14 protein-coding genes and 1 tRNA gene are annotated in these 16,105 nt (G+C 61.0%); 7 read left to right on the top strand and 8 right to left on the bottom strand.

The features are described from left to right. Positions 1-209 precede the first annotated feature (209 nt). Positions 210-845, top strand: a complete 636-nt coding sequence (locus tag QQL79_RS17045; RefSeq protein WP_284392757.1) for a peroxiredoxin — start codon at positions 210-212, stop codon at positions 843-845. Positions 846-1,480: 635 nt separating this feature from the next. After that, entirely contained in the window at positions 1,481-3,262 is a 1,782-nt protein-coding gene (locus tag QQL79_RS17040; protein ID WP_284392756.1) for a hypothetical protein, read from the top strand. A 32-nt stretch (positions 3,263-3,294) separates the two neighbouring features. Here QQL79_RS17040 and QQL79_RS17035 read toward each other — a convergent pair whose 3' ends face one another. The 3 genes from QQL79_RS17035 to QQL79_RS17025 all read right to left on the bottom strand — a co-directional run bounded on the left by QQL79_RS17035 (position 3,295) and on the right by QQL79_RS17025 (position 4,748). Beyond that, complete coding sequence (locus tag QQL79_RS17035; RefSeq protein WP_284392755.1) at positions 3,295-3,654, bottom strand: MmcQ/YjbR family DNA-binding protein; 360 nt, start codon at positions 3,652-3,654, stop codon at positions 3,295-3,297. A 78-nt stretch (positions 3,655-3,732) separates the two neighbouring features. Further along, complete coding sequence (gene msrA, locus QQL79_RS17030) at positions 3,733-4,389, bottom strand: peptide-methionine (S)-S-oxide reductase MsrA (protein ID WP_284392754.1); 657 nt, start codon at positions 4,387-4,389, stop codon at positions 3,733-3,735. A 35-nt stretch (positions 4,390-4,424) separates the two neighbouring features. Further along, positions 4,425-4,748 carry a hypothetical protein gene (locus QQL79_RS17025; RefSeq protein WP_284392753.1) on the bottom strand — a complete coding sequence of 108 codons (324 nt, stop codon included), beginning with the start codon at positions 4,746-4,748 and terminating at the stop codon, positions 4,425-4,427. 243 nt (positions 4,749-4,991) lie between these two features. On the opposite strand from QQL79_RS17025, the gene QQL79_RS17020 reads away from it, so the two are divergent. Next, a tRNA-Ser gene (locus QQL79_RS17020) sits at positions 4,992-5,081 on the top strand. Positions 5,082-5,318: 237 nt separating this feature from the next. Next, positions 5,319-6,527: a tyrosine-type recombinase/integrase gene (locus QQL79_RS17015; RefSeq protein ID WP_284392752.1), complete on the top strand. Its 1,209-nt coding sequence runs from the start codon at positions 5,319-5,321 to the stop codon at positions 6,525-6,527. A gap of 135 nt (positions 6,528-6,662) precedes the next feature. Here the strand turns inward: QQL79_RS17015 and QQL79_RS17010 are convergent, their stop codons facing one another. Next, on the bottom strand, positions 6,663-7,565 hold the full coding sequence (locus QQL79_RS17010) for a GIY-YIG nuclease family protein (protein WP_284392751.1): 903 nt from the start codon (positions 7,563-7,565) through the stop codon (positions 6,663-6,665). 119 nt (positions 7,566-7,684) lie between these two features. Here QQL79_RS17010 and QQL79_RS17005 point away from each other — a divergent pair, with 119 nt between their 5' ends. Both QQL79_RS17005 and QQL79_RS17000 read left to right on the top strand, forming a co-directional pair. Continuing rightward, positions 7,685-7,927, top strand: coding sequence for a helix-turn-helix domain-containing protein (locus tag QQL79_RS17005; RefSeq protein WP_284392750.1), 243 nt, complete (start codon positions 7,685-7,687; stop codon positions 7,925-7,927). Between the two features lie 338 nt (positions 7,928-8,265). After that, entirely contained in the window at positions 8,266-8,424 is a 159-nt protein-coding gene (locus QQL79_RS17000; RefSeq protein ID WP_284392749.1) for a hypothetical protein, read from the top strand. A gap of 260 nt (positions 8,425-8,684) precedes the next feature. Here the strand turns inward: QQL79_RS17000 and QQL79_RS16995 are convergent, their stop codons facing one another. The 4 genes from QQL79_RS16995 to QQL79_RS16980 are packed head-to-tail and all read right to left on the bottom strand — an operon-like array spanning position 8,685 to position 15,199. Then, entirely contained in the window at positions 8,685-9,260 is a 576-nt protein-coding gene (locus QQL79_RS16995; RefSeq protein WP_284392748.1) for a hypothetical protein, read from the bottom strand. Positions 9,261-9,292: 32 nt separating this feature from the next. Next, positions 9,293-11,101 carry a response regulator receiver domain gene (locus QQL79_RS16990; protein ID WP_284392747.1) on the bottom strand — a complete coding sequence of 603 codons (1,809 nt, stop codon included), beginning with the start codon at positions 11,099-11,101 and terminating at the stop codon, positions 9,293-9,295. Continuing rightward, a complete protein-coding gene (locus tag QQL79_RS16985; RefSeq protein WP_284392746.1) occupies positions 11,094-14,069 on the bottom strand; it encodes an ATP-binding protein in 2,976 nt (991 codons plus the stop codon). The genes QQL79_RS16990 and QQL79_RS16985 overlap by 8 nt, the downstream gene beginning before the upstream one ends. Then, positions 14,066-15,199, bottom strand: a complete 1,134-nt coding sequence (locus QQL79_RS16980; RefSeq protein WP_284392745.1) for a DNA cytosine methyltransferase — start codon at positions 15,197-15,199, stop codon at positions 14,066-14,068. The genes QQL79_RS16985 and QQL79_RS16980 overlap by 4 nt, the downstream gene beginning before the upstream one ends. 235 nt (positions 15,200-15,434) lie before the next feature. Between QQL79_RS16980 and QQL79_RS16975 the strand changes: the two genes are divergently transcribed. Next, positions 15,435-15,875: a very short patch repair endonuclease gene (locus tag QQL79_RS16975; protein WP_348523183.1), complete on the top strand. Its 441-nt coding sequence runs from the start codon at positions 15,435-15,437 to the stop codon at positions 15,873-15,875. The last annotated feature ends 230 nt before the right edge of the window (positions 15,876-16,105 follow it).

The raw sequence follows: 16,105 nt of genomic DNA, 5'->3' as shown, positions 1-16,105 counted from the left end.
GGGGAGGGTATTGGATCGCGGCACCCGAGCCCCAAGGCCCATTCCCGCCCCCATCCTGCCTCACGCCATCCCGTTGGAACGCCATGGCGTTCTCGCCGGTCACAACATAAAAAGATTTCGCACCGCTCCGCTTATATGCGCAGCGCGCAGTACGATATTCTGTTTTCAGCACAGACCACCCCGTCGCTTCGGCGCACAAGGATCACACGATGGCAATTCTGATTGGCGATACCGCCCCCGATTTCACCCTCGAATCCACCGAGGGCACCATCCATTTCCATGACTATATCGATGGCTCCTGGGCAGTGCTGTTCAGCCACCCCAAGAACTTCACCCCGGTCTGCACCACCGAATTGGGCTACACCGCCAAGCTCAAGCCCGAATTCGACAAGCGCGGCGTCAAGGCCATTGGCCTTTCCGTCGACAAGCTCGAAGATCACGCCGGCTGGGCCAAGGATATCGAGGAAACCCAGGGGTCGTCGCTCAATTTCCCGCTTCTGGCCGATACCAAGGGCGAAGTTGCCCGCCTCTATGACATGATCCATCCCAATGCCGACAATACGCTGACCGTGCGCAGCCTTTTCGTCATCGGGCCGGACAAGAAGGTCAAGCTCAAGATCGAATATCCCGCCTCCACCGGCCGCAATTTCGATGAGGTCCTGCGCGTCATCGATAGCCTGCAGCTCACCGCCAAGCACCAGGTCGCCACCCCGGTCAATTGGAAGCAGGGCGAGGATGTCATCATCGTGCCGGCCGTTTCCAACGAGGCGGCCAAGGCCAAGTACCCCGAAGGCTGGAAGGAACTGAAGCCCTATCTGCGCATTGTTCCCCAGCCCCGCGCATAGCGGATAATCCTCCCGCGCCAAAATGCGTGTGTGGCAACAGCCTCGCGCGCAGAAGCGCGCGCTCGTTTTCTCCCTGACAACTCGGCGGCAGCCAACCCTGCCGCCTTTTTCTTTGCCGGTGCCGACAAGGCAATGCGCGTTTCGGATGTCATGGATGATATCGGGCGGCTATCCGACGAAGAGCACCATCCCACCCACCACGCCTCCCTCGGGCTCGCCCCGAGGACCATTCTCAACCCGGCACAAGCGGCGAACGGTCCTCGGGTCAAGCCCGAGGAAGACGATTGTGGTTGGGGAGAATATCGCGGCCGGCGAGTAGCGGGCCTCCAAGACCCACTCCACTCTCGATGTCATCCCGGCGCAGGCCGGAATGGCGGTGTTTTGCCCCACTGGGAAAAGAACACCATCCCTCCCACCCACCAAGCCTCCCTCGGGCTCGACCCGAGGGCCATTCTCAGCCCGGCACAAGCGGCGAATGGTCCTCGGGTCAGGCCCGAGGAAGGCGATTGTGGTTGGGGTGAATATCCTGGCACGGCCACCGGCATCGAGCCCCGCGGCCTCCCCTTAGCCCGCCCTTAACACCCCCGGCGCTATCCCAATCCCGGCGCATCGTGGCGCCATCGGGGGCGACGACAATGCAGGCACCGCTCAGGTCCGATCTCTTGCTATGGGCAGGCATCCTCCTCCTCGCTATCACGCTCTTGGCCCTGCGCGCCCATCAGGTCGGTTCCGGCCAGCCCTTGTTCGCCGATAATGACGATGCCATGCGCATGGTGGTGGTGCGCGATTTCCTCAATGGCCAGAACTGGTCCGACCACACCCAATATCGCCTCAACACGCCCTTCGGCGCCGATATGCATTGGTCCCGGCTGATCGACCTGCCCATTGCCCTGCTGGTGCTGCTGGCGCGGCCCTTCGCCGGTTCCCAGGGGGCCGAAATCGCCGCCGGTTATATCTGGCCCATGCTGCTGCTGGCCCTGTTCACCTGGCTCAATGGCCGCCTGGCGCTGCGTCTGGTCGGTCGGCAGGGCGTGCTGCCGGCCATGCTGCTGCCGGTCTTTTCGGTGGTGACATTCAGCGAATTCGACTTCGGCCGCATCGATCACCACTCCGTCCAGTTCATCCTCGCCCAGCTGACGGTGCTGGCTAGTCTGCACGCCTTGAGCCGGCCGTATCAGGCGCTCTGGGCCGGTCTTGCCGCCGCCACCTCGCTCGCCATCGGCACCGAAAGCCTGCCCATTGTGGTCTCGGCCATCCTGGTCTTCGGCGTTCTGTTCGTGGCCTCGCCGGACCACAATGCCGCCGTGCGCAATTTCGGCCTCGCCTTCGGTCTGGGCACTTTGATCCATCTCGGCCTCGCCTTGCCGCCCGCGCTCTGGTTCGTGCCGGCATGCGATGCCAATTCCATTGTCTATGCCATGGCCGCCCTCGGGGCCGGGCTGGGGCTTGCCGGCCTTACCCTCTTGCCCTTGCATCGGGCCGGCTGGCCCCTGCGGCTGGCTGCCGCCATCCCCGCCGGCGCCGCCGTTCTGGTCTTGGTCGGGGCGCTCTTCCCGCACTGCCTTTCGGGCCCCTATGCCGGGGTCGATCCCTGGCTGGTCGAGCGCTGGCTGTCCCGTGTCGGCGAAGCCCTGCCGCTCTTGGCCGCCCTGGTCCGGCAGCCGTTCTACGTCGTTTCGGCCACCATCCCGGCCGCTATCGCACTGGCCGCCACGCTCTGCGCTGCCTGGCAGGCCAGGGGCGAAAAGCGCGCCGCCTGGCTGATCATGCTGGCTTTTTTCGCCGTGGCCATGGCTGTGGCCTTCATTCAGGTGCGCGGCCTGCGCCTTAGCCTGGCATTTGTCGGCCCGGCTGGGGCCTGGCTGATCCTTGCCGCCCGGGCCCATTATCTCCGTCATGCCAGCCCCGCCAGCATTGTGGGCCTGGCTGGCGCCTGGCTGAGCCTGACCGGCCTGCTCTGGGCGGCCCTGGTCAATCTGGCGCTCACGACAATCCCCGCCGCGGCCACTTTTGCAGCCGGCCCGGCTTCGGCCAATACCTGCCTGGTCCCCGCCGCCTATGCCGATCTGGCCGGCCTGCCGCCCGAGCGCATCATGACCCCGCATGACATGGGGGCCTTCATGCTGCTCTACACGCCCCATGCCGTGGTCTCGGCCCCCTATCACCGCAACAATCAGGGCCTGCTCGATACCTATCGCTTCTTCAACGGCCCGATCGCAGCGGCGCGCGGGATTTTACAGGCGCGCGGCATCACCCTGGTCGTCACCTGCGATCCCATGCCCGAAATGGATGGCCAGCCCGACGCCGCCCCCGACAGCTTCGTGCGCCTCGCCCCCACGGGCGCGCTGCCCGACTGGCTGGAAAATGTCAGCACGCCAGGTCCGCTCAATGTCTACCAGGTGCGGCCCGGGCCGTAGGTTGAGAGCCCCAATCCATCCGTCCAAAACCGTCAGAGCCCCAGTTCCGCCCGCGCCTTCCGCGTCAGCCGCAGCGTCACCAACCGGTGCGCCTCGACGAGATAGGCTTTGATCTCATCTTCGCTCAGCGGACTTTCGGCTGAGATCGCCACCCATCCCGCCCGGGCGAAATAGGGTGCCGGCCTGATGCCATCCAGCTCGGTCAACAGCTCATAGGCCATGTCGGAAACCTTGAGCCAGATATCGCCGGGGTCGCGATCGAGCAGGGCGAAAACCTTGCCGCCGATCTTGCCCACCGAATCGTCCCGCCATTGCCGCACCAGGGTCGCGCGCGGCAGGCTCAGGATGAACGCCTCGAAGCCCGGGCGATGCATGATGAGGGGATGTGTCATGCTCAATGCTAACAGTCTGCTAACCAAAACGCCGATCCGGTGAACCGGATCGGCGTAGGATCTTAGCCGATTCTTGCCCTATTCGGCGGCAACGCCCGTACCGATCGGGCACGAGACGCCCGTGCCCGCCAGGCCGCAATAGCCGTTCGGATTCTTCGCCAGATATTGCTGGTGATAAGTTTCCGCATAATAGAATTCGCCGGCCGGGGATATCTCGGTGGTGATGGCGCCCAGCCCCCGCGCCGTCAAAGCGGCCTGATAGACCGCCTTGCTGGCTGCCACGGCCTCCGCCTGTTCGGGCGTCGTGGTATAGATGGCCGAGCGATATTGCGTGCCCACATCATTGCCCTGCCGCATGCCCTGGGTCGGGTCGTGCTCCTCCCAGAAGGTCTTGAGCAGGGTCTCAAGGCTGATCGTCCCGGGGTCATAGACCACCTTGACCGCCTCGGTATGCCCGGTCATCCCCGAACATACTTCCTCATAGGTCGGGTTGGGCGTGCTGCCGCCCTGATAGCCCACCGCGGTCACGCTCACGCCGGGCAATTGCCAGAACAGGCGTTCGGCGCCCCAGAAGCATCCCAGCCCGAAATAGATTGTCTCGGCTTCAACCGGATAGGGTCCCTTGAGCGCTGCGCCATTGACATAATGCTGAGCGGCCACAGGCATTTGCGTGTCGCGGCCCGGCAGCGCATCGGCAGCGGCGGGAAGAGTGCTGGGCTTGGATTTAAAGAACATGGGATGCTTCCTTTCATGCCGTAAAGGCGAAGAAATCAGATCTGGTCCTGCCGCACGAAGCGCTCGCGCCGGGGTGTCCGCCCGGCCAGCGCCAGGACGATTCCGGGTACGCCGAACACGGCGAAAGCCGGATAGGTCAGCAGCGCATCAAGCCCCCGCTCCAGCAGGTCGGCAAAGAACCGGCTATCGAAAAAGCTGCGCACTGCATCAAGGCTTGCCCCATGCACCTGGGTCCAGGCATCGGCGAGGCTCGTGAACATCACTGCATTGGCGCCCAGCGAGCGGGTGCCATCGATAACCAGCAGAACCAGCGCCAGGCCGATCAGCCAGGTACCGGCAATTCGCAAAATAAGCCGCATCCGCTTTCCCTGTGCTGGACGGGGATAAGGTGTGGCTGGCTTACCCGTTCCTCCCGTGCACAACCTTCTTTTGCCATGCGGGCGGGTCGCCCCACAAGATGGGGAGCGCCCTCATGAAAAACAATCGTCATCTCTTTGACGTGATCCCTTGCGCCGAACCCGTTGATAAGTATATTGCGCCTCGCTCGCGCCGGCCTGACCGTCGGCCCCTCCGGCGATTCCAGCCCGGGGATAAGGCGATGCGGAGAGATGGCCGAGTGGTCGAAGGCGCACGCCTGGAAAGTGTGTAGGCGGGGAACCGTCTCAAGGGTTCGAATCCCTTTCTCTCCGCCATTTATCCCTTTCCGGCAGTTTCTCCACGTTGGCGCAATAGGCGAGCAATTTCCGTCCGGCACCCCTCTGTTCGGGGCTTTCTGCGGCGGGTTTCTCCGCCCGAAACGCAATATGTGCCCAGAATCCGGCCGTCTCCCACTGTGCTCAGACCGTAGGTCGGCTCGTAGGTCCTTATCCACTGGACTTGTCCCCCGAGCAGAGCGATGGTCCGCCCGACTTAACCAGTCGGAGGTTACGATGGCCCAGGGCAAGCGCGCGCTGTCTGCCCAGCAGGTGGCGGCGCTCAGCGACAATGGAACGCACCGCGTCGACAACCAGCTCTATCTGCAGATCCGTGAGCAGGGCACCCGCAGCTGGGTGTTCCGCTATAGCCGCAACGGCAAGACCCATTGGATCGGCTTGGGTCGGGCCAGCGACGTACCGCTGAGCCGCGCTAAGGAACTGGCGGTGGTGGAGCGGGCTAAGCTGGTCAATGGCGGCAGCCCGATCGAGGAGCGTCGCGCGGTCAAGGAGAGCCTACGGCTGGAACGCCAAGTCCAATCGGACGTCCCCACCTTCGCATGGTGCGCCGGGGAGTATATCGAAGGCCACCGGGCGAGCTGGAAGAACCAGAAGCATATCGATCAGTGGGAAAGTACCTTGCGCATGTATGCCGGACCAGTGATCGGCAAGCTGCCGGTCGACCAGGTGACGGTCGACCATGTCTATAAGATCCTCAAGCCGATCTGGCTGACCAAGCCAGAGACCGCCAGCCGGTTGCGTGGCCGCATTGAGAAGGTGCTGGGTTGGGCCGGGGCCAAGAAGTACCGGGCCGGTGAGAACCCGGCGCGCTGGCAGGGTGGTGAATTGAGCCATCTGCTGCCCGCCATCGGCAAGGTGCAGAAGATCGAGCACCACAAGGCCGTTCCCCATGCGGAGATGCGCGGCCTGATGGCCGATCTGCGTAAGCTGGAGAGTATTAGCGCAAAGGCTCTAATCCTGCTCATTCTCTGTGCCAGCCGGACTGGCGAAATCATCGGGGCCCGGTGGAACGAGATCGACCTGGATGCTGCGACATGGATCATCCCGGCCGAGCGCATGAAGGCAGGGGCCGAGCATCGCGTGGCGCTGTCGAGCGAGGCGGTAAAGTTGCTGAAGTCCATGGAACGTACCAGTGACTTGGTATTCCCTGGCCCCCGCGGGAAGCTCTCCAATATGGCGATGCTGCAGTGCCTGCGCGGCATCCGTGGTACCGGCGAGACTGTGCACGGCTTCCGAGCAACGTTTTCTACCTGGGCGCGTGACGAAACGGACTATCCTCGTGAGCTGATCGAAGCCTCGTTGGCGCATGCCGTGGGCAATGCAGTTGAGCAGGCATACAATCGGTCTGACTATCTGGCGAAGCGCCGTTCTCTCATGGACGCATGGGCTGCGTATCTGGCAGGGAAGGGCCAAAGGCCAACGTGAGCGCACAGGCGGCCAACGGCGGGATTACCACTCAGACTGGTGCTTGGACGCCATGGAGCTCCGATAACGGGCTGTGTGAGCCTTTGTGGCGATCAATATTGGCGATTGTAGTGTGTTGCGGTCAGATACGGGACGCTAACCCCCTATCGCGTCCGCTTTCCAATCCTTGAGCAGTAGGCCCGAGGGTTCATGTTTCCATTCGTGCGGTCCGCTCGCACTGCGGCCAGCGACAATGGCAGCAGCAGCGGAGGGGCTGGTGAAGACAACATCCTGAGTAAAGAGGAGCGATCCTGCTGGGGTCGCAGCAAGCGCCCCTCGTGCACGGAGTTGCTCCCGCAAACTCCGATAGGTGTCCGGCAAGGTAGCTGTGGTGGTTCGTCGGGCTGTAGAGCCGGCTAGAACAACAAACCCATCATCAGTCTCGGGGGCGCTGGCCGATGCCTCGCCAGTGGCAAAGACGAAAATGTCACTGCTGGCTGAGGGGAATTGAGAAGGAAGGACTCTATCGGGGCTCAACTGCCGGAAGATGTCAAAGCCAAACAGCGGCAGGATGAGCAGCGCCTGCTCGATGAACGTTTCCATATCCACTCGGTCAAATTCAGAAAGACCCTCGTATTCTGGAAACCGCTGGTTCGCCAAACGCGCTCGGCCGGCCTCACTTACCCGCTTGAGTAATTGGCTCTCCAGGAAACGGCTGCGCGACTTATCCAAGCTGTTATTGACCGTCACAACAAGGGCGAGGCGCTCAAAGTCCATCGTGTTCCGGTGCAGATGAGTTCGCATACGGCTGGCGACATCATCGGCTTCCCCGATATAGGTCAGCTTGCCGCCGGGCCGCTCCATATCCTCGCCGATCATGACATAGATCCCGCCATGGGCTGCTTCGGATCTCTTGAGCAGCTGTTTGACGCGGCTGGCCGGCGCACAGAGTATTTTCCCTGTCCAATTACCGGCATCGATGGCGATGAGCCCTTGGGGCGTTCCATCTTCAAGATAGACCCGAAGTGTGCGGGAGGCGAAAGCTGCAGCTGCGGTCATGGGCTTCTGCTGGTGGTAGCCAAGTGGGCAAAAGACCATAGAGAGATGAATAAATCCCTATTTGGGATAATCCCGCAATAGGATCAACTTGCTGCGCTCATCGTCCCTCTAGGCGCGGAATGAGCAGCTCCATCCACAGTCCAGAATATCAGGTTCTGCGAGAGCTGCTCGCTGCCCAGCGCAAATCTCAGGGGCTGACCCAAGCCGATGTGGCCAGCCTGATCGGTCGGCCGCAGTCCTTTGTCGCAAAGTATGAGGGCGGTGAACGACGCATCGATGTCGTGGAGTTTTTGGCTATTGCCCAAGCGCTCAATGCCGATCCGCAATCGTTGTTCTCGGCCTTCGTCAAGAACCTGGGCTAAGTCCGAACCGGTATCATGCGGCGCATAGACTTGTTCTGCAAATCACCGCTTTGTCCGTCCAGCAATGGACGAGAGCAGACATGGCTAGAGCAACACGACGGCAGGTGATTGTAGCAAGCGCCATGCTGGCTCTGTCCCCGGCTGGGTTCACACTGTCCCAATAAGCAGAATATCTCGGTGACCACGACCTGATCAGTCTTGGGCTTGAGCTGGAACGGCAAAAGCGCCGGGTTCGCAATCTCTATCGCCAATGGCAGCAGCAGGACACGCCTCGTGTCTGGACGGCATGGTCTGATGCTCGGACCGACCTGGAGCGGCTATGCGAGCAGATCGCGTGCGTGCCCGCCACCACGCTCCAGGGCATCGCCATTCGCTATGAGGCTCTCGCCGTGGGTCTATTGGATGACGACGTCATTATGGACGAGACCATTCGGCGCCAGGCTGTTCTCCTGCGGCGGTCCTTGGCACACATGGTCTCGGCCTGGTCAGATCGCTGATTGCGGCTGTAAAGCGAGATGGCTGCTTCGCGCCCTCATTTCGGCCGTTCACGCGGCTGAGAACAGTCCCGAAAAGCGGACATCCGTGTTGACTTGGCGAGCGTCGGGTCGAGTGGGACTGCCAAGCCATACCTACTTCCTTCTGTGCGCAATTAATTCTGTCGCAGTCGTGCGCTTAGCATCCAGGGTTCGAACACCTGTGGCACGATATCGACCTCATTGATCACGATGCTGAAGCCGCTCCGCTCCATTCTTCCGCTTTAGTCCCCGTCGCTGGGCGCGATGCCAAAAGGTGGCAAATCCAATAACCTCCTAGCGAGCCGATGAAAATTCGGCAGCCTATCGACGAACGCCTCGGCATATCCCTCGTTGAAGATTAGGCCCACCTCGCTCGCCTTGGCGAGCGGGATGATCTTGTCCATGGTCTCGGGCGGTGCCGTGAACAGGATGTTGGGAACGTCGCTTCGGTGCTCGGAAATTCCGACGATGCCGCCGTTGCATGAGCTGATGGGCGTGCCCCCAAGGGCGGAGATAGCCATGACCAAGCCAGCGACACCGGGATCGAGGTACGAGGTCGGCCCCATTGCCCCCATGTTCTCCTCGACGATCTCCTCGGCCTCGTCGGTGTCCCAATCGGCTTTTGCCAGATCGGCAAGCAATTGGGCCTCCTCTTCAACGCATTCGACCGCCTCGTCCATCGGAACGCCGCGATAGTCGGCATAGGCGTGGTTCAGGTAGATGCCATCCTCGGATGAGGCCTGCGCCTCCTCCAGGTCGCGCAACTCGCGAATGCCGTCGTCCCAGCGAATCTTTACACCTGCATCACGAAGCGGCATTCGCCTCTACTCCTATGTTCGGATCTGAGATCTCAGTCCGCTGGCGCGGAGAAGTCGAGACCGATCCTGGTGAATTCGACGCCCAATTTCTGGATCAGGTTCAACGCGTATTCGTATCGCAACTGGCCGACCAATCGGGCTTTTACGGGCTCGACTTCCATCTTCTGCCCCTTACCGGAAAGATAGCTGAGCTCGAGATCGGCGGTCCTGTCCTCGCCGATCTCGAACTTGCCATAGTCCTTGGCCATGAACAGCCTCCAAATGGGCGAACCGAACTCGCCGCCCCGGGGATAGACGCTGTACGTCTTGATAGCGTTGCCTTCCATCAAGAATATCAGCGTGTTGGAATTCACCTCGGCGCTCGAGTATTTCGGCTTCGGAGTGAGCCTGACAGCAACGAACGGCTTCACCGAAGCCTCACTGGAATCGCGAACGGCTGCAGTGGTCTTCTGCATGGGAACCAGGTCGCAAGACGGCGAAAGGCAGACCCACATCTCCTGATCGAACTTGAAGATGTGGCCGGGATGGAGATGCCAGCCCGAGATTTGCTTGGTTGAGATGTGCGCGTTGTAGTGTGCCAGCGCCTTATCCCTTTCCTTGACCGAGGACTTGATCGCGTAATGCTTTGAGAACCCTGGTCGTTTCGCGTTCGCTTCGCTCGGATCCGCCTCCAGCACCTGGAGGCCGAAAGAGACCGCCTTCTCGCCGATCAGATCCAGAAGACGCTCGGTATGACGAGCGGCGTGGCTCTCGAGAAGCGTCTTTCGGCGATTCTTGTGAGCGACGGGCGAAGTGTCTAGCGGGGCGCTGCGAAGCTCTTGGTAGTACTGCCAGTACGCGTGCTTGTCGCTCAGCGCATTGTCCTCGGCACCGGCGCCCTGCTTGCTGATCTCGGCGCGAATGCGGGAGGACATGAGCCTCGACGGGGACGGACGCCAATCCTCGATCGCAGCCTGGAGGATTTTCAGCAGTTCGGTGTTCTTCTTGTCGGCGAAGGCGATGAAGCCGCCGTTAGTCCGTATCCAAGCCTTGCGACGACTCCCCGGCACACTCCACCGCAGGTCCCTCGGCGGCGCTTCGTAGGCTGCAACCTTATCGTTGTGCAACGACATGCCCCATTCCATTACCTTGAGGCTATCATTGACATTCCAGCCAGCTCGGTCCGCGATTTCGCGATATGCTGTCAACTCGAGTGCCGACTTCATAAATTCGGCCGGCTTGCCGTCACTCATCACATGGCGCTGGAGTGCCACGTAGGCCGTCGCATTCAGCGCCGCCTTCAGTTCCTCGAGCACGTTCGCGAAACCCTGGTCACCGCTATCCTCTAGCGCTTCGATCAATACCAGGCCCTGAGCCACCCTGCCCGCCGGGATTGTCAACGGCGTGAGCAGTGACATCAGGATGGCGTTGAATGGATCGACCAGGTCGCCGATCGCAGTGTGAATCATCACCAGATTGAAGTGATTGTTGTTCAGAAGATCCGCGATGATCTCAGCCGCACGGACGCCGTGCGGCTCGTTCTTCTCAAGTTGATAGTCCAGCACCAAAAGGTCGGACTGGTGCAGGTAATTGCCGATCTGCTCGTTATGCTGGCCGTCATGGATGTCCACAGTCAGCGCTGGCGACACGTTCCTGAACTGCTTGATCACCTTCAGGATCTTGCTCTTCGATGTCCATCGGGTCTTGTCGGCGGAATCGTAGCCCTCGTCGCCGAAGATCTGCTCCCAAGTCGGGTATTGGTCGTCGATGATCAGCACCGACCTGATCGGGTCGATGAAGGCCTGCTTGACCAGATCGGTAAACGTCGGCTTGGGCTCCCCAGCCATTGCCAGTTCAGTCATTGATATTCGCCCCCCGGAACTTCATCGCGAAATTCGCGCCCGACAGGATCTTCTTGTCGTCGTCCTGCACATAACCGATCGTGTGACCGCCCGCGGCCAGATTGGCCTGGGAAAGATAGAGCCCCACCCCTCGTCCGCCCTCGATCTTCCTGGTGAAGAACAAGGAGAACAGACGCTTGAGGTCCATCTCCTCCACGCCAGGACCGTTGTCGGCCACGATGACCTCGTCGTCACGAACGTCGAACACGATCTTGGGATCGTCCACACGGGCATTGACCAACCAGTAGATGCTGTTGTTGACGAGGTTCACGAAGACCGGCAGCAGGCGCGATGGCTGGTCGAAGACGCTGAAGCGTCTGAATGCCGGCGTCGCGACGAACTCGATGCCGCTGGTGGCCATGGTGCGACCGAAGAATTCCGAGACGTACTGGTGGATGTAGTCGCCGCCGATGTCCCGAGGCTGCGGTCGGCCGGCCATCCGCAACGGCCCCAAGAAATCGAGGATCTGCTTGAGGCCGGCATAACCGGTGGCGAGCTGGTCGAGATCTTTATCCTTGCCCAGCTTCTTCTTCAGCCGCTGAATGCCGTCGTCGATAACGGCATCATGGGAATGGAGCTCATGGTCGAGGAATTCGACGGTGATGCCCAATTGGGCCAAGCCGTTCAGACGATCGACAGTGCTGCGGAGCTCGCTGTTCTCGTCGCCGCCCAGGATGGCGATCGCCTGAATGTCGATGCTGTCTTTGAGGTTCTCGAGCGCCAGAATGTAGTTTTGGAACAGCAGTTCGTTCTCGGCATCGATCTTGTTCTTGGCCTCAACGACCGAGCGGGACGCGGCTGTCAACGACATCCTGCCACTGCTGGTCTGCTCGATGAGCGGCGTGGTCTCCTCGCGCAGGAGCTTGTTGCGTTCTGTCACAAGGTCGCCAATGCGGACGCGTTCGGCGTCCTGCAGTACCCGGATCTCCTTGGACCAGCGCGTCACCCGCGAGGTAAGCTGGCCCTCATTGCGCTGGATCTGCTTGAGCACGATATCTTCGGGCGAAGGCGGATGAATGCGCTCGACTGCACTGGCAATGCTGGCAGAGAAATCGGCAACCATCTGGTTCAAATCGGTCATCGAGCGGCGATAGGATCGGTACTCATCCTCGAGTGTGCCGAGCGGAGATGGCGCACCAGGCAGGCGCAGCTCTGCCACGTTGGCCTGGGCCGCCTCGAGTCGCTCTTGAGCGACGGGAATGTCGTCGGCCACCTCGATACGGGTTGCCGCAATATCGGCACGCAGGCGTTCAGACACAGAAGGAATGCTCGCGGTCCGAGCCCTCAAATTCTTCCTGAACTGCATGCGCTGTTTCTGGCGCAGCTTGGCTTGCGCCTCCTTGGCTTTGAACTCGGCAAAATTGCGTTGTGTCTCTGCCAACTGCGGAACGCGATCGTCGGCATTTGTGCCGAAATAATCCAATGCCGACGATCTGAGAATGTTGATGATCAGCGTCTTGAGGGACTTGGCCGCCTTGTTGACGATGAATCCCTCACGACCAGCCTTGTCCTTGAGATTGGGATTGTGCTCCCTGCTGATCGCGATGCGCCCGAAGATCCTCCGGGCATTCCAGTACTCGCGCCCAGCGTGGGTGCTGCGGCGCTTTTCGATTTCGAAGAAGTCGTTGTCCTCGCGGCCGTAAGGCAGCACACGCAGGCCGTTGCGGTAGATCATGAGGCCGGCATGGGGGGAGGCGTGCTTCTTGAGGTATTCATAATCGATAGGAGTATGTGTGGAGTTCTTCTGCTCCTGCTCGAACGTCGCGAAATAGACATCGATCGGGCCAAGCGCAGATCCCGGTCCGGTGGGTAGAACGAATTCCTTGGGCGGTCTGATCTCGTATTCGGTGCCGACCTTGCGCCACTTGCCGAACGACTTGATCTGTCCCCTGAAGACACCCTTCTCGTCGATGCGGCCATCGACGATGTGCTCCATTCGATCCGTGAGCGACCGATTGAATTCCGCCGCCGAACCGATGACCTTGCTCGACAGCCCGTCCGAAGAGACGAAGACACCGTATTGGAAGTCGGGATTAGCGGCATTGACCTCGGGCCGTGCGGCGTCGAAGAGCGGATCGACGAAGCTGCCCAAGGTCGTCTCGAACCTTACCTTGTCGTCCTTCGCCGTGGCTAACGACGCGTTGGCGGGAAGCAAGGCGGCGAATTCTTCGCTGGCACCCGACACCACCATCACGGTGCCCTTCTCGCTCTCCCCGGACCACACGCCCCATGGCGCCATGTGATCGTCGGTCAACACGAACGATCTGCAGGCCGCCACGATGGACTGGGACGGCACGGCTCTTTCGCCGCTGCCCGCTTCAGCCTGCACGGCCAGATCGTACCTGTCCCAGGCGTCCACCATTCTGCTCGACCGCTCGTCCACGCTGCCTTTCCCGAGCACGTTCTCGAGCAAAGCCTCGGCCATCAGAGGCAGGAAGTCGGCGATCTCGGACCCGTCGTCGAACTCGATCACCGGGATCTCGATGTCGGTCAGGATAAGATACGGGTTCTCGAAAAGGCGCCAATCGAGCAGTGCCGCGGCCATCCTCTGCTGCCGGCGTTTCGTGACCAGCAGCATCAATGGGCCGAGATGGGCGGAGGAGAGGCGACCGATGCCCTTCTGGCCCTGGCGCGTCCGTGGCTCCAGACCATCGCGGTCCTCGTCCGATCTACCGTCGCCGAACAGCTTGGATTCGGTGCCGACGACCAGCCAGCGATCGACGAGCTCGTCCACGTTCATCCCATGGCCGTCGTCGGCGATGGTCACGACCAGAGGCGCCGCGTCGAAGATCGTCAGCGAAACCGACCGGGCGTAGGCGTCATACGAATTCTTCCAGAGTTCGGAAATGGCGGTGGGCACGTCGGCGATCTGCTCGCGGCCTAGATGGTCGACAGTGCGTGCCCGGGTCTTGAAGCTTACCGTTTTCATTCGGCCGCCCTCAAGACAGGCCGAGCGTCGTGCGCGCCGACGTTGCGTTCGGCGGCCAACAGTTTTTGGATATGGCGTATCAACGCTTCGCCGAGCACAATCGGCACAGCGTTCCCGATCTGCTTGCCCGCTGACATCAGTCCGCCTTCGAACTCGAAGTCATCTGGGAAAGTCTGGATACGGGCCGCTTGCCGCGGAGTGATGCCGTGGTCAAGTCGAGGATGAACGAACCGACCCTTGGACGGATTGATGCAAGCGGTCGTCATCGTTGGTGCCGGCGCCCGGGAGTCGATCCGACCATACACATCGCTATGGCCGTCATGGTTGGCATGACAGGGCAGTTCTCGACCCGAATCCGCGCGGCTACCTCCATCATGGGGAGTGTTCGCGAACGCTGCGGTAAGGGTAGGACCATGCTTCATATGCACGTCGTTGGGATCGCCAGGACGTGCCGGTGTGAATGCCGATGCACAGGATACCCAAGCTTTTTTGCCGCTCTTGATTTCGTCCTCAGAGGACGAGTGCGACGTCGGAGGCGGCCACTGGAAATCCGTTGCGTCGACGTCTTGGCGCAGGCCGAGAATGAACACCCGGTGGCGCCTCTGCGGCGTACCGTAGTCGCGGGCATCCAGCTTCACCGGGACGAAGATCTGATAGTCGTTGTCTCGGGCTCGGCGATAGAACTCTTCGACGTAGTCCTTGTGCCTGTCCCAGAGCATGCCGGGCACATTCTCCATGAGAAAAGCCCTGGGCTGCAACTTGGCGACGAACTCGAAATACTCGTGAATCAGCTTATTGCGCGGGTCGGCGATGCCAGCACCCTTGATGCGGTGGGCCGAGAAGCCTTGGCAGGGGGGGCCGCCGAGCAGCAGGTCGCAAGCGTCCCCGGACGAGAAATGCACTTCGGCCAACCCAGCTGCGCACAACGAAGTGATGTCCCGATTGTAGACCACGACGTTAGGGCTGCGGTGTGGGACGGCTATGTTCTTTTTGTAGGTGTCGGCGGCGTTCTTGTCGAATTCGACCGCGAACACGATCTCGGCCCCTGCTTGCACGGCGGCGAGCGAAAACCCGCCAGCCCCGGCGAAGAGGTCAACCACTTTCATGTTCGGGCTAGTCAATAGGCTCACCGCAACTCGTCACCGCTGCAGATCGGTCGCATCGGTCGTCCCCTCAGCAAATCCAATATACTTCATCCTGCAAAAAGCAAGAATTCAGCGCGGTTTGCACGCCAGTCTACAAGATTAGAGGTTACCGAGCCGGCAAGATTGCAGGAAATCGTGATTTGCACTGGCTTGTGCGAAGGAAGAATCTAACCGGCGGACATGCGCGACGCCAAGAGCACCCGGTTCAGACGGGCCATGAATGCTGGAGAACGAGATGCCGGTTGGCCGAGACTTGGGGGTGACGGCTGCGCGTTCCAAGAACATGCGGGCGGTGAAAGGCAAGGACACGCAACCCGAGCTCTTGGTCAGGCGCGCATTGCGTCGGCTGGGTTACCGATTTCGCTTGCATCGCAAAGATCTGCCCGGTCGTCCCGACATAGTTCTGCCCCGTTTGCATCTCGCCATATTCGTCCATGGCTGCTTTTGGCACCGCCATGAGGGCTGTCCTCGAACGTCCACTCCAAAGACTCGCGCGGATTTCTGGCAGCAAAAGTTCGAGGCGAACGTCGCGCGGGATCGACGGACCGAGCTCGCGTTGCGGGAGCTCGGATGGCGAGTGCTCATCATCTGGGAATGCGAGATCCGAACGCCACTGTCTCTCGACGCTCTGCTAAATTTCGGTCTGCCAAATGCAGAATGAGCCATTGAGCCGCCGATATTTTTGGTGGTCAATTCTTGGCGCTAGTCGCAGACCGGACCGGCAGGTCGAGCTCGGCTTTCTTGGTCAGCGATCCAAGAGAGCAAGGTCGACTTACCTGAGCAGATAAGCCGCCGATGCGAATTACAGGCAGAAAGTCACGCTCCGCGCAGCCGTAGACTTGGCGTTGGGTTATCCCATGAAGCCAGCGATGGCGGTGGTGCCGATGATGA

Source organism: Devosia yakushimensis (assembly GCF_030159855.1).
GTDB lineage: Bacteria > Pseudomonadota > Alphaproteobacteria > Rhizobiales > Devosiaceae > Devosia > Devosia yakushimensis.
This window is presented reverse-complemented; position numbering and strand designations above follow the sequence as displayed.